Below are 13,644 nucleotides of genomic sequence, written 5' to 3' on the forward strand. Positions count from 1 at the left end.
AGGGGAAGAACATGAATACCTGGCACCACATGTCCATTACAGCCCGTATCACCCTGTTCACCGGGGTGGTGGCGGCTCTGCTGTCCGCGTTCCTGGCCACGACGCTCCTGATCGTGATCCATCGATATGCCACAGAAGATCTCATCAGTGAGATCACCGCGGCCGGTGGGCGTGTGGTCTATGAGGTGGAGCACAGCGACGTGGTCAGACCGCTGGTTGCGCACAGGGAACGCAACGTGCAGATCGTCAACGACAAAGGTGCGGTCGTCGCCTCGACGCCGCAGCTACGGGGCAAGCCGGCCATGGCCGACCTCGACCCCGGCCGCACGCACACCACCACCGACGTCGTATGCGGTGGAATCTTCCCGCCCGGTCAGTGCAACATTGTGGTCGCGCAAACGGCCTACAGGGCCGGACAGGACTGGATCGTTTACAGCGCCTCTCCCACAATCCCTCCGTTTGTCGACCCGTGGCTGGCCGCGACAGTGATCGGCGCGGCGGTCCTGCTGACGGCGGTCATCACCGCCCTGGGGCATCGGATCGTCACAGCATCCCTCAGGCCGGTGACCGCCATTCGCGCGGAGCTCGACCACATCACCGAGACCTCCCCCGATCGCCGGGTACCCCTCCCCCCGAGCCAGGATGAAATCCACGATCTGGCCGACAGCGTCAACCGGACACTGGCCCGCCTGCAGGCCGCGATGCAACAGCAGCGCCAGTTCACCTCGGACGCCTCCCACGAACTGCGTACCCCGATCGCCGCGATACGGGCCGAGGTCGAGGACGCTCTGCACGCGCCCGAGGAGACGAGCGTGCCCACGCTGGGCACGACCGTTCTGGGCAGCGTGGACCGGCTCGAGGCGATCGTGGGCGACCTGCTGGCCATCGCGCGTCTGGAGAAAGGAGGGCCGGTCGAGTTCGAGCCGGTCGACCTGGCCGAACTTGTGACCACCGAATGCGAGAGGCGACCTCAGACGGACAAGAGGTACGAATACTCGCCCGAGCCCGGTGTGGTGGTGAAAGGCGACCGATATCGGCTGTCGCGCTTGCTCACCAACCTGTTCGACAATGCCGAGCGACACGCCGCCAGCACCATCACCGTCCACGTACGGCGCTCGCCCAGCCCCAAGCGTGACATGCAACGCTTCCCCCAGGGCGTCGCGGTGCTGGAGGTGATCGATGACGGGCCGGGCATCGATCCGAGCAAGCGTGAGCTGGTCTTCCAGCGCTTCGCCCGGCTCGACACCGCACGCGACCGGCACGCCGGAGGCACCGGGCTGGGCCTGCCGATCGCGCGGCAGATCGCGGAGGCACACGGCGGCACGCTGCAGATCGAGGACAGCCCCCGAGGCGCTCGGCTCGTCCTGCGCCTTCCCCTCAGTTAGCTTGTGATCCACTTCGACCGGAAACTCGATGGCGCCGTCACGGTGCGACTGCTCCGCAGTCACCGGGTCTTGAGGAGACCGACCAGGAGGGTGGTCAGTTCCGCCAGGGACAGTTCGCGTCCCCGGGCCACCAGGCGTTCGTACTTGTCCTGCGGGAGGGCTTCGCGTACGGCAGCGGCCTCGCGAGGGCCGTCCAGCGGGTCCATCAACTCGGGAGAAAAGCCCACCCGGCGGCCGACAGCCTCCACGCCGCCCATCAGCAGGGCTGCCTGCTCGGCCTGTCCGGTCAGCACGAGGGCGTGGGCGGCGGTGTGGATCAGCACAAGCCTGGAGGTGACGTCCTGGTGACGGTCGAGCGCGTCCAGAATGCCGGCGGCGACCTCCAGGGCACGCCGACCGTCGCCACGGTCGCACGCGGTTTTCATGGCGGCCCACGCGGAGGAGCCTGCCGCCCAGTCGTGGCCGCAGGAGTCGGCGGTCGTGACGGCTTCGGCCAGGACCGTGGCGGCGGTCGGAAGATCTCCCAGAACCCGGGCGAGCATGCCCTGCACCATCAGCGCCTCGGCCACCAGCCAGTCCTCGCCGGCCCGCCGGGCGAGTTCGACCGCGCTGCGGGCGAGCGCCGGAGCGTCAACGGGTATTCCGGCGAGTACGCCGAAGTGCGTCTGGTAGACCCGTGCGGATGCCTCGGCCATCAGGTCACCGGCCTCCCGTGCCTCCTGCTCCGCCAGCACGACGGCCTCGTACGCCTGCGCCGGCTGCCCGGCCAGATAGCTGAGCCCGCTGACGGCGAGCCGGGCCCGTGCCCGGACCGCGGGCTCGGCGTGCGGCGCCGCGGCGAAAGCCTTGGACATCCAGGACAGGCCTTCGGCGATGTGGCCCATGCGATACCAGAACCAGTACAGCGCTCCGCCCAGGCGCAGCGCGTAGTCGCCGTCCCCGGCGGCCAGCGCGGAGGCGAAGGCGGCGCGGAACTCCGGCTGCTCCCGGGTCAGCCGGCCCAGCAGCACGGCCGCCTGGGGGCCGTGGAGCCTGCGCTCGGCGCTCTCCGCCTGAGCCAGTACCCAGGCTCGGTGCCGTTGCTGGGTCCGCGCGAGGTCGTCCGAGTCGAGTTCCCGCAGCGCGTACTGACGCAGCGTCTCCAGCAGCCGGTAGCGGCGCGGCGCCGTGCCGGGCTCGACGCCGACCAGCGACTTGCGGACCAGGGCCGACAAGGGAGGCAGCACGGGAGTCTGGCCTCCGACCGCGCCCGCGGCGTCGAGGTCGAATCCGGCGGCGAACACGCTCAGCCGGTGGAAGAGCCGCCGTTCCTCGGGTTCGAGAAGCCGGTGGCTCCACGCGATGGCGGACTCCAGCGCACGATGCCGGGCGGGCAGGTCGCGCGGGCCGTCGACCAGTACATCGAAGCGGTTCTCCAAGGCGTCGGCGATCTGGCCGATGGAGAGCATCCGGCATTGCGCAGCGGCCAGTTCGATGGCGAGCGGAATGCCGTCGAGACCGGCGCAGAGCCCGGGGATCCGGTCGAGGTCGTCCAGGTCGGGGGACCACGCGGGCAGCACCGCGGCGGCCCGTTTCCGGAAGAGTTCGGTGCCATCCCCGTCCGGGTCGAGCGGGCGTACCTCGTAGACCGCCTCGCCCTCCACGCCCAGCGCTTCGCGGCTGGTGGACAGTACCCGCAGGCCACCGCAGCGGCTCAGCAGCACACCGGTCAGGGTGGTCACCTCGCCCAGCAGGTGTTCGCAGTTGTCGAGGACCAGCAGTAGTCGCCGCCCGGCGAGCACGGCCGCCAGGTCTTCGGCGGAGGACACCCCTGGGATGCCGACGGCGGCGCCGATCGTCGCGGGCAGCAGTTCGGGTGAGGTGAGGCCGGCCAGTTCCACCAGCCAGGGCCCGTCGGCGCTGTCGGTCCGGCCTCTGGCCGTCTCCAGCGCGAGGCGTGTCTTGCCCACTCCGCCCGGGCCGGTGAGGGTGACGAGCCGGTACTCGGCCAGCAGACGGTCCACGGCGGCGATGTCGTCCGTGCGTCCGACGAGGCTTGACAGTGCGAACGGCAGGTTGCCGACGGGCGCCGCCGCCGAACGTTGGGCCGGCACGACGGGAGCGGTGCGGGGCCTGGTAGCGGCGGGAGTGGCGCCGATGGTTCCGGCGGAGCGGGCGGGCGGCGGGTCGAGCCGGGGATCCTGGGCGAGCACCGCGGACTCCAGGTCGCGTAACGCGAGTCCTGGGTCGATGCCCAGCTCGTCGGCGAGCCGTTGCCGCACCGTGCGCAGCGCCGTGATCGCGTCACCCTGCCGCCCGGACCGGTACAGGGCAAGGACGAGCAGCTCCCAGCCGCGTTCCCGCAGCGGTTGCTCGGCCACCAGGGCCTCCAGCTCGCCGACCGCCGCAGCGTGCCTGCCCAGGTCGATGGTGGCGGCCAGCCGGTCCTCGTACGCGGCCGCACGCAGGTCCTCCAGCCGGGCCGCTTCTGTGAAGGCGAACCCGGCCCCGTCGAAGTCCGCGTAGGCGGGACCACGCCACAGCTCCAGCGCCTCGGTGAGCAGTTCCGCGGCAGGGCCTGGTCTGCCGCCGTCCAGGGCACGCCGCCCCGCCACGGCGAGGTCGGCGAAGCGCTCGGCGTCGACTGCGGACGGATCGGTCCGCAGCGCGTATCCCGTCCCCTCACGGACCAGTAGCCGGGGCGGAGCGCCGGGCGAGCGTTCCGGCTCCAGGGCCCGGCGCAGCTGGGAGATGTACGCGTGGAGGGTCGTCGGTGAGGAGGGCGGGGAGCCTTCCCACACCTGGGAGGTGATCCGCTCGGCGGAGACCATCCTGCCCCTCGCGATCAGCAGAACGGCCAGGACCGCCCGCTGTCGCAGACCCCCCAGGCCGACCGTCCGTCCCGCCAGCTCGGCCCGGAGGGGACCGAGCACCCCGAATCGCACAGCATCGAGATCGACGCCACCCATCGGCCCCTCGCACAACTCGTGAAGATCCCATGCGAGGGTAACCGAAGGGCCGCAGCCCAGGAAGGGGCGAGAGCGGAGCGGGGGACGGTCAGCTCGAGCAGGTGGCCGTGACCGAGACGTACCGGCGGACGGCGCCTCCGTTCGTGGCCGTCACCGTGAGCTTGTCGCGGCTGAACGCGTCCGAAGTCGTGTCCAGGCTGGTCGAGACCGACACCCCGGTGCCGGCGGCGATGGTGATCGTATCGGTCAGCATCGTGGGGGCGTACGAAGGGCACATGACCAGGAAGGATCTGGTGGCGCCGACCTCGACCCAGACCGCGTTGCCCGCGCCGGCCGTCGCCGCCGAGGCCGGGGCCGCGATGGCCGTCAGCCCACCGGCCACGGCGGTCGCCAGCACGATGCCTGCGGTGATGTTTCTCAACATGAGGTGTCCTTTCTCTCCATCCCTTGGGGACGGTTATCGGTTCTTCGGATGTCGGCGCCCCAGGCTGAGGCGCGATGTCACTGACCGGCCGGGATCTGTTCCCGGGCCGGAAGCCGGGGGTGGGCCGGGCCGCCGCCGGGACGCGGCAGGAGCACACGGGCCAGGACGCCGGGCGACAACAGGCGCTGTGGAGGGGCCTGCAGGTTGGCGACGCTCAGGAATGCGTGACCGACCACCGGGTCCACCGCCGCGGCCACGTGGAGGCGTGTGATGTAGCGGTTGAGCAGCCTCACGCGCAGAGGGCGTGGAGCCTCGACGGACGGGAACCGCAGATCACCTCCGACCGACAGGTCCCAGGGCACGTCGATGATCCGCGCGGCCCGCTCGAAGAAGCGGCGGCCCAGGCCGTCGCGTCGGCCGTCCTCCAAGCACTCACGCAGGGCCACGGCCTCGCAGGCGGCCACCGTCATGCCCTGCCCGTAGCTGGGGTTGAACTGGCACAGGGCGTCGCCGAACACCGCATAACCCTCGGGGAAACGGCCCAGCTGTTCGTAGCGGCGCCGAATGCTCACTGGGATGCGCATATGCCGCGGCTCCCCGAGCGGTTCCAGGCGCTCCAGGAGGCGGTGCAGATCCGGGACCGGAAGCCGGGCGGCGAACCCGTGGTACCCGTCCGGGTCGACGGGTGGGACGTCGTCGCCCATGCCGAACAGGGTGACGAGCCAGCGGTCTCCCTCCCCGCTGAGGGCGACCCCGCCCCTCGGGACGGACGCGCTGTGCCCCACCACCATGGCGACGAAGTCGGCGTCGCCCGGCCGGCGCCGGTACTCACGGGAAACGTACTGCAGCCGGGAGTCGACACGTTCCTCCGGTGCGGGCTCGTATCCCAGCCGGCGCAGCCACTCCGCGCCCCGGTTCCCCCGGCCCACGGCGTTCACCACGAGATCGGCGGCCATGTCCTCGGGCTGGTGCCCCGGACGCTGCAGACGTACTCCGGTGACCGCGCCGTCCCCGCCGGCGATCGGCTCGACCACCTCGCAGCGCTCGCGGATCACCACGCCGGGAAGATCCGCGACCCGGGACCGCAGATACCGTTCGAGTTCCGGCCGGCTCACCGTCAGGCCGCGCAGCTGCGAAGGCGCGGGGTGCAGCAGCCGGCCGTCGTTGTACCAGCGGACGTCGTCCTGGATGTCGCACGTGCTTGCGCCCGCGGCGACCAGGTCCGCAGTCAGCCGGGGGAACAGATCTTCGAGGATCTCGCAGCCCCGCGACAACAGCCCGTGCGCGTGATGCCCTTGCGGCACGCCCCGCCGGGGGACGCCCTGGGCGGGCAGTGCGTCACGGTCGACCACCGTGACCCGGTCGAACGTCTCGCTGAGCACCCGGGCCACCAGGAGCCCGCCGATCCCCGCTCCCGCGACGACGGCGTGTCCGGTGGGCGGGTGTCCGATGCTTGTCATGGCTTCCTCACCCCTCTCTCCGGATCAGCCCCACTGGGAGGGATCGCCCGCCACAGCCCATTGGCTGGGGTCACCGTCGGTGGCGTGGGCCGCCGTGGCGCCCAGGCCGAGCAGGACTCCCAGCGCGATTCCCGCCGCCGATGCGGTACGGATCATTCGCTTGATCATGATTCACCTCGTTGTCCGGCCGCCCGGACCAGGCGGCGAAGCGTTCACGACAACGAGAGTGGACCGGCCTGCTTCGGGGCCGCTGGGAACGGGCTTTCCCAGCGACTTCCAAGGCTTCCAAGCGACCCGATCAGCGCCCCCGCCGACATCGGCGGAGGGGGATCACCGTCCAGCGATCAACGAGGTGAGCAGGGCGCTCGCATCCTGCCGGGACATCGCGCGCCCGCGGGCCGCATGGCGTTCGTACTCCTCCGGCGGAAGTGCCCCGCGTACGGCGGCGGCCTCGCGCGGCCCGTCCAACGGGTCCATCAGCTCCGGGGAGACGCCGGCTCGCTTGCCGATGGCCTCCACGACCCCCATCAGCACCGCCGCGTGCTCGGCCTGCCCGGTCAGCGCGAGGGCGCGGGCCGCGCTGTGTACCGTCACCAGCCAGAAGGAGATGTCTCCGTAACGGTCCATCGCGGCCAGGATGTCCGCCGCGATGGCCAGTGCCCGAGTGCCGTCCCCACGGTCCGAGGCCGTCTTCATGTCGCACCAGGCTGCCCCGTCCGCGGCCCAGTCGTGGCCGCTGGCGCGAGCGGCGCCGATGGCCTCCTGAAAGACCCTGTCGGCGCCCGGCAGATCCCCCAGCACCCGCAGGACCATGCCGTGGATCATGAGCGTTTCGGCCTCCAGCCAGTCCAGGGTGCTGCGCCGGGCGATCTCGACGGCCTCGCGGGTGAGGGCCTCGGCGTCGAGCGCCACCCCGGCCAGCAGGCCCAGGTAGGCGGCGTACGAAGTCGCGCTCGCCTCCGTCACCGGGTCCCCTGCCTGGCGAGCCTCCTCGATCGCCGAACGGGCCGCCTGGTACGCCTGTTGCGGCTGTCCGGCCAGGTAGTGCAGTCCCGTGACCGCGTACCGGGCACGCGCCCGGACATCCGCACCTGCTCGCGGGGCCGCCGCGAACGCCTCGGACAACCAGGCCAGGCCCTCCGCGACATGCCCCATGCGGAACCAGAACCAGAACAGCGCGCCGCTCAGCCGTAGCGCGTACTCGCCGTGACCCGCTGCCAGCGACGAGGCGAACGCGGCCCGGAACTCCGCCTGATCGCGGCTCAGCCCGTTCAGCAACGCCGCTCCCTGCGGGCCGCGGAGATGATGTTCGGCGTTCTCAGCCCGGGCCAGGGCCCAGGCGCGGTGGCGTTCCTGTGCCTGGGCCATCTCGTCCGGGGAGAGCGCGGCCAGGGCGTACTGGCGCAGGGTCTCCAGCATCCGGTAGCGGCGTGGCGCCGTGCCGGGTTCGGCGGTGACCAGCGACTTGCGGACCAACGCCGACAGCGGCACCAGGACGGGATCGACTCCTCCGACCGCGGCGGCCGCCTCCAGGTCGAAGCCGGCTTCGAACACGCCCAGCCGGTGGAAGAGCCGGCGTTCCGCCGGCTGCAGCAATTGATCGCTCCAGGCGACCGTGTCCAGCAGAGTGCGATGGCGGTCCGGCCGTCCGGCTGATCCGTCCACCAGCAGGGTGAAGCGGTCCTCTACGGCGTCGGCGATCTGGGCGACGGACAGCGCCCGGCACTGTGCGGCGGCGAGTTCGATGGCCAACGGGATGCCGTCCAGCCGCGCGCACAGGGCGGCGATCCTTTCCCTGGCGTCCGGCTCGGCCGCCCAGCCAGGAGAGACGGCTGCCGCACGGCGCAGGAACAGGTCCGCGGCCTCTGTGGCGGCGTCCAAGGGCGGTACTTCGTAGGCCGTTTCACCCGAGATGCCCAGGGGTTCGCGGCTGGTGCACAGCATCCGCACAGTGCCGCAGCGGGTCAGCAGGGTGTGGACCAGCATGGCGGCGGGGGCCAGCAGATGCTCGCAGTTGTCCAGGACGATCAGCATGTCACGGTCGGCGATCATCGCGGCCAGCTGATCAGGGGACGCCGCGGTGGGCAGCCCCAGGGCGGCGGCCACGGTCGCGGTGAGCAGTTCGGGCGTGTGCAGACCTGCCATCTCCACGAGCCAGGGCCCGTCGGCGTCGGTACGGGCGCGTGCGACCTTCAAGGCCAGGCGGGTCTTGCCGACCCCGCCCGGGCCGGTGAGCGTGACCAGCCGCTGCCCGTCCAGCAGAGATGCGACGGCCGCGAGGTCGCCGCCCCGGCCGACGAAGCTGGACAGCGCGGAACGGCAGATTGCCCGAGGGCGGTGCCGGAGCCGCGGCCGGAGGGTGGGACATGCGGCTGGGCTCAGCCGGCGCCGGGGCCAGCCGCGGGTCCTGGGCCAGCACGGCCGCCTCCAGGTCGCGCAGGCCGCGTCCCGGGTCGATGCCCAGCTCGTCGGCCAGCCTTCTGCGTACCGCTCGAAGCGCGGCGAGCGCGTCGGCCTGCCGCCCCGACCGGTATAAGGCGAGGACCAGTAACTCCCAGCCGCGCTCCCGCAGCGGCTGCTCGGCGATCAGCGCCTCCAGCTCGCCCACGGCAGCGGCGTGCTGCCCCGACTCGATGACGGCGGCGAGCCGGTCCTCGCGGACCGTGGCCCGCAGATCCTCCAGCCGGGTCGCGTCGGGCACCGTGAAGGCGGCTCCGCCGAAGTCGGCATAGGCCGGGCCTCGCCACAGCTCGAGCGCCTGTCCGAGCAGGTCCGCGGCGAGTTGCGGTTCGCCGCCCTCCAACGCCCGCCGGCCACGAGCGGCCAGATCGGTGAAGCGCTCGGCGTCGACCGCGGCGGGTACTGCCCGAAGGGCGTATCCGGGTCCCTCGCGCACCAGCAGCCGGGCCGGGGCCCCGCGTGCTCTTTCTGGCTCCAGCGTCCTGCGCAGATCGGCGACGTACCCATGGAGTGTCGTCAGAGAGGGAAGCCGCGAGCCCTCCCACAGTTCGGAGAGGATCCGCTCCGCCGAGACGCTCCTGCCCCGCGCGATCAGCAGCAGCGCCAACACGGCCCGCTGACGGGGGCCGCCGAGCCCTGCCATGTGACCGCCGACCTCGGCCCGGAGCGGCCCCAGAACGCCGAACCTCACGCCCTCGGCCACGCTCACCAGCAGACCTCCCGCCGTACTTAACGCGCTGCGTTAATATCCGGATCATCCCATGGCGCGTCGAAATTCGCGCGTAGGGTCTGGTTCGGGTTCAACGCCACTCGGGGCAAGAGCTGCGCTGCCAGACCTCACCTTTGTCCAGGCCTTTCGGATATCCCGGCCGCTTCGGCCTCGTCAAATGTCACACAGGTGTGTACGGCGCCCAGGTGAGGACGAACGCGACAACCAGCAGGAGCGGAATGACCTGCACCAACACGATGCCTACACGCCGCAGCGGAGCGGAAATTCATTTCCGCCAGCCATTCGCCGGGACTCCCCCGGCTTCTTGACCCATCATCCTTCGATCCTGCGAAACGGAAGCGTTCGGGCATGCTCAGCGCCGTGGATGTGCGTCAAGAGTGGAAGGCTCCGCGCGCCCTCAGCCGTTTCTGCCTCCCGGTTAGGGGGTGGCTGATGAACTGGGCGAGAGGGGGATGCGTACTTCGAAGCAGGCGCCGCCGTGGGCGGAGTCGTTGACGGTGATGGTTCCCGAATGGCCGTGTGCGATGTCGTTGGCGATCGCCAGGCCCAGACCGGTGCCGCCCAGGTGACGGCTGCGGGCCGTGTCCAGCCGGGTGAAGCGTTCGAAGATCCGTTCGCGGTCGCTCTCGGGAATTCCGGGGCCGTCGTCGGAGACGGCCAGGAGCGCCTGGCCGTTGTCGCGCCTCACCGCTACCTCGACCCGGTCACGGGCGTGGCGTTGCGCGTTGTCCAGGAGGTTGGTCAGCAACCGGGCGAGCTGTGCAGGCGCGCCGTCCACGGTGACGCCGTCCTGCAAAACAACCCGGACCGGGAGGCGGTCGGCGCGACGGTTCAACTCGGCACGGGTGAGGTCCGCGAGGTCCACCCTCTCGCGTACGGTCGCCGCGCTGGATTCGAGACCGGCGAGCAGGAGAAGATCGGCCATGATGGCCTGCAGGCGGTCGACGTCGCGGAGGGTGTCGTCGAGCAGTTCCTCCGCGTCGAAGTCGTGTGGGTGTATCCGAGCCTCTTCAAGTTTGACGCGCAGTCCGGCCAGCGGGGTGCGTAGTTCGTGGGAGGCGTCGGCGACGAACCCTCGTTGGCGGTGCGTGGCCCGTTCCAGCCGGTGCAGGGTCTGGTTGAGCGTGCGGACCAACCTGGCGATCTCGTCGTCTCCGGCCTGTTGGGGGATGCGGCGGCTCAGGTCGTTGAAGGTCGTCGTGGCGAGCTCTGACGTGATGGACTCCACGGGGCGCAGGATGCGACCTGTGACGTGCCAGGTGATCCAGCCGACGGCAGCGGTGAGCAGGGCCGCCTGCGCGGCCACGATGGCATTGTCGAAGGTGGTGGACATCATCGTGGTCGTGCGATCACCGGCGTAGACCACCGGGGATTGGGCTCCGGAGCCCACCCGTAGCGCGCTGAAACGAAGGCAGCCCGGCTCGATGTTGGCGCAGGTCTGCGAATCCTGCATCGTGTCTCCGGGCGCGGGCCAGACCCTTACGATCGGCTGTCTGTTCCCGGCAGCGGGGGACGCGGCGAGCACTCGCCCGCCCGGGGCCACGACCTGGATCAGATCGACGCCCGGCACCGATGGTTTGATCACGCGAGGCAGGCTGCCCTTACGGACAATTGCCGCCACCAGGATGGCCTGCTGCTCGGTGCCGTTCCACATGACATTGGCGATCACTTGCGAGATCATCAAGCTCATCGCCACGGCCACGGGGATGAGGATCAGCAGCGTGCACACGATGCTCAGCATCGTGAGCCGCCCGCGAATCGACCGTGGGCGGAATCTCTGCAACCAGATGCCCACACCTTTACGGTAACGAAACCCGCCTCGGTGGAGACAACGCCAAAGGAAAGTCTCGGACAAGAAGCCGCCCCGCACCCGCCGGGCCTTGACGGCGCCGAGCCCAGCGCCGATGGCGTCTCAGGGCTGATGGCGACTGGGTGATCTCCGGTAGAGATCGGCGACCTGTCCGGCCAGGGCGGTGAAGAAGCCGGCGAGGCCCAGGACGGCCAGCACCGCACCGACGATCACGTCGTCCCTGGTGGCAGCCGTCCACGGCTCGCGCATCGGCTGCTGCCCGGTGACGAAGGGGGCGGCGACCAACCAGACGCCGGCCAGGAAGATGAGCGCCAAGCCGATCTTGCCGAGCTTCCTCATGCCCGCATCTCCCCTCGGTCGGCCTGGTCGGCGGCGAGCGCGGCGACCAAGGGTTTGAGCAGGGCGTGGAGCTCCTCGACCGAGGGCACGGCCGGCTGCTCGGGAGCGAGGGCCGGGCGGCGCTGGGCCAGCACCCCGTCGGCGCGCAGCCGGGCGCGCCAAGCGGTGGCCCAGGACATCGCCGTGACCATCGCGATCACGCAGACGCCTGCTCCGGTCGCGAGGTCGATGGTACGCGGATCACCCTCGTGGCCCAGCGCGAAGGGGGCCAGCAGTAACCACCCTCCGGCGACCAGGGCGGCTGCCGAGGTGACGAGTCCGGCAAGGTAACGGATCATGGATTTCCCTTCGACTGGATGGCGGCCAGCAGCAACCGCCCGGCCAGCGGTCGCAGCACCTGACGCGCGGCGCTCCTCGCCCGCGCGGTCTCGTCGCCCGTCTGCTCCGCCGGGACCAGCGCGGAGGCGGCGGAGACGAGCCGGGGCGAGGCGTCGTGCTCGATGCGCTCGGCCAGCCAGGTGAGCGCCACCCCGGCCAGCGCCAGGACGAGTGGCGGCAGCGGTGGTTCGGCGGCGCCGCGCAGCGGGACCTCGCGCAGCACGAGCGCCAGCAGCAGGCTGGCCACGGCGAACGGCACGGCCCACAGGTAGACCGCCTGCACGCCGTCAGTGAACGCCTCCAGCAACCGGTGCAACTCCGCGAGCGGGATCCGCTCCAGCACCGCGGGATCCGCGGGCACGGTACGCACCCCCGCGTCTTCCAGCGAGCGCGCCTGCACGGTGCCGAACAACGCGGTGCCCATCGCCCCGCCCAGCGTGCGGAAGAAGGCGATCACGCTGGAGGCGACGCCGATGTCGCCTGGCCGTACGGCGTTCTGGGTGGCGATCAGGGGGACCTGGATGAACAGGCCCATTCCCAGCCCGACCACCACTGTGAAGGACAGGAGAACCGGCATGGAGGTGTCGGCCTCGACCCGGCTCAGCAGCCAGAGCCCGGCCGCCAGCACCACGGCGCCCGCGATCGGATGAACCTTGTAGCGTCCGGTGCGGGATACGAGCTGGCCCGAGAGGGCGGAAGAGACGATGATGCCGATGGTCAGCGGGACCAGCGCGAGGCCGGATTGCGTGGCGCTCTGGCCCTTGACGATCTGCAGGTAGCCCGGCAGGTAGACGACGGCGCCGAACATCGCCACGCCGCTCAGCAGGGCCAGGCCGGAGGAGACGGCGACCACCGGGTCGGCCATCAGCCGCGGCGGCAGGATCGGCTCCGACGCCCTGTGCTCCCAGACCACGAACGCGGTGGTCAGCACCAGGCCGGCCACCGCGAGGCCCGCGATCTGCGGCGAGTTCCAGTCGTAGGTCTGACCTCCCCATACGGTTATGAGGAGCACGCAGCAGACCGCCGCGACCAGCAGTGCCGCACCGAGGTAGTCGATGCGGTGCTGTAGCCGCCGGACCGGCACGCGCAGCGCGATGGCGATGACCGCCATGGCGACGACGCCCAAAGGCAGGTTGATCCAGAAGATCCAGCGCCAGCTCGCGTGGTCGGTGAAGAATCCACCCACCAACGGTCCGGCGACGCTGGCAAGGCCGAAGACGCCACCGAACATGCCCTGGTAACGGCCGATCTCCCGGGGCGGCACCACGTCCGCGATCACCGCCATGGCAAGCGCCATCAGCCCGCCGCCGCCCAGGCCCTGCAGCCCGCGAAAGGCGATCAGTTGGGGCATGTCCTGCGCGACGCCGCAGAGCACCGAGCCGATCAGGAAGATGATGATCGCGCTCTGGAAGACCCGCTTGCGGCCATAGAGATCGGAGAGCTTGCCGTACAGCGGGGTGCCCGCCGTGGATGCCAGCAGGTAGGCGGTGACCACCCAGGAGAGGTGATCGATGCCGCCCAGCTCGCCGACGATCCGCGGCAGCGCAGTGGCCACGATCATCTGATCCAACGCCGCGAGCAGCATGGCGAGCACCAGGCCCGTCATCACCAGACGGACCTGCCCCTTGGTTAAGCTCACCGAGCCCCTCCCCCTCGCCGATACTTACGGTGACGAAGACCTTACGGAGAGATGCGGCGCGATGTATGGAG

At 70.8% G+C, this 13,644-nt stretch carries 10 protein-coding genes; 1 reads left to right on the forward strand and 9 read right to left on the reverse strand.

Annotated elements, in window-relative coordinates; genetic code table 11:
• Positions 1-701: 701 nt before the first annotated feature.
• On the forward strand, positions 702-1,385 hold the full coding sequence (locus ACQPWU_RS57535; protein WP_433445553.1) for a sensor histidine kinase: 684 nt from the start codon (positions 702-704) through the stop codon (positions 1,383-1,385).
• A gap of 59 nt (positions 1,386-1,444) precedes the next feature.
• Here the strand turns inward: ACQPWU_RS57535 and ACQPWU_RS57540 are convergent, their stop codons facing one another.
• The 9 genes from ACQPWU_RS57540 to ACQPWU_RS57580 all read right to left on the reverse strand — a co-directional run bounded on the left by ACQPWU_RS57540 (position 1,445) and on the right by ACQPWU_RS57580 (position 13,573).
• Complete coding sequence (locus ACQPWU_RS57540; RefSeq protein ID WP_433435525.1) at positions 1,445-4,333, reverse strand: AfsR/SARP family transcriptional regulator; 2,889 nt, start codon at positions 4,331-4,333, stop codon at positions 1,445-1,447.
• An 88-nt stretch (positions 4,334-4,421) separates the two neighbouring features.
• Entirely contained in the window at positions 4,422-4,757 is a 336-nt protein-coding gene (locus ACQPWU_RS57545; protein WP_433435526.1) for a hypothetical protein, read from the reverse strand.
• Between the two features lie 77 nt (positions 4,758-4,834).
• Entirely contained in the window at positions 4,835-6,217 is a 1,383-nt protein-coding gene (locus ACQPWU_RS57550; protein WP_433435527.1) for an NAD(P)/FAD-dependent oxidoreductase, read from the reverse strand.
• A 24-nt stretch (positions 6,218-6,241) separates the two neighbouring features.
• Complete coding sequence (locus tag ACQPWU_RS57555) at positions 6,242-6,385, reverse strand: hypothetical protein (protein ID WP_433435528.1); 144 nt, start codon at positions 6,383-6,385, stop codon at positions 6,242-6,244.
• Positions 6,386-8,282: 1,897 nt separating this feature from the next.
• A complete protein-coding gene (locus tag ACQPWU_RS57560; RefSeq protein ID WP_433435529.1) occupies positions 8,283-9,386 on the reverse strand; it encodes an AfsR/SARP family transcriptional regulator in 1,104 nt (367 codons plus the stop codon).
• Between the two features lie 439 nt (positions 9,387-9,825).
• Positions 9,826-11,202, reverse strand: coding sequence for a HAMP domain-containing sensor histidine kinase (locus ACQPWU_RS57565; protein WP_433435530.1), 1,377 nt, complete (start codon positions 11,200-11,202; stop codon positions 9,826-9,828).
• A 117-nt stretch (positions 11,203-11,319) separates the two neighbouring features.
• Complete coding sequence (locus ACQPWU_RS57570) at positions 11,320-11,556, reverse strand: SPW repeat domain-containing protein (RefSeq protein ID WP_433435531.1); 237 nt, start codon at positions 11,554-11,556, stop codon at positions 11,320-11,322.
• The gene (locus ACQPWU_RS57575) at positions 11,553-11,894 is read right to left on the reverse strand and encodes a hypothetical protein (RefSeq protein WP_433435532.1); all 342 of its coding nucleotides are present in this window, start codon (positions 11,892-11,894) and stop codon (positions 11,553-11,555) included. Before ACQPWU_RS57575 ends, ACQPWU_RS57570 begins: the two co-directional genes overlap by 4 nt.
• Positions 11,891-13,573 carry an MDR family MFS transporter gene (locus ACQPWU_RS57580; RefSeq protein WP_433435533.1) on the reverse strand — a complete coding sequence of 561 codons (1,683 nt, stop codon included), beginning with the start codon at positions 13,571-13,573 and terminating at the stop codon, positions 11,891-11,893. Before ACQPWU_RS57580 ends, ACQPWU_RS57575 begins: the two co-directional genes overlap by 4 nt.
• Between the last annotated feature and the right edge of the window lie 71 nt (positions 13,574-13,644).

Source organism: Nonomuraea sp. CA-141351 (assembly GCF_050944675.1).
Lineage (GTDB): Bacteria > Actinomycetota > Actinomycetes > Streptosporangiales > Streptosporangiaceae > Nonomuraea.

Excerpts from the sequence above, each read along its gene's own strand:
- ACQPWU_RS57550 (WP_433435527.1), bottom strand. The coding sequence starts at position 6,217 with ATGACAAGCATCGGACACCCGCCCACCGGACACGCCGTCGTCGCGGGA.
- ACQPWU_RS57570 (WP_433435531.1), bottom strand. The coding sequence starts at position 11,556 with ATGAGGAAGCTCGGCAAGATCGGCTTGGCGCTCATCTTCCTGGCCGGC.
- ACQPWU_RS57535 (WP_433445553.1), top strand. The coding sequence starts at position 702 with ATGCAACAGCAGCGCCAGTTCACCTCGGACGCCTCCCACGAACTGCGT.
- ACQPWU_RS57575 (WP_433435532.1), bottom strand. The coding sequence starts at position 11,894 with ATGATCCGTTACCTTGCCGGACTCGTCACCTCGGCAGCCGCCCTGGTC.
- ACQPWU_RS57540 (WP_433435525.1), bottom strand. The coding sequence starts at position 4,333 with ATGGGTGGCGTCGATCTCGATGCTGTGCGATTCGGGGTGCTCGGTCCC.
- ACQPWU_RS57545 (WP_433435526.1), bottom strand. The coding sequence starts at position 4,757 with ATGTTGAGAAACATCACCGCAGGCATCGTGCTGGCGACCGCCGTGGCC.
- ACQPWU_RS57555 (WP_433435528.1), bottom strand. The coding sequence starts at position 6,385 with ATGATCAAGCGAATGATCCGTACCGCATCGGCGGCGGGAATCGCGCTG.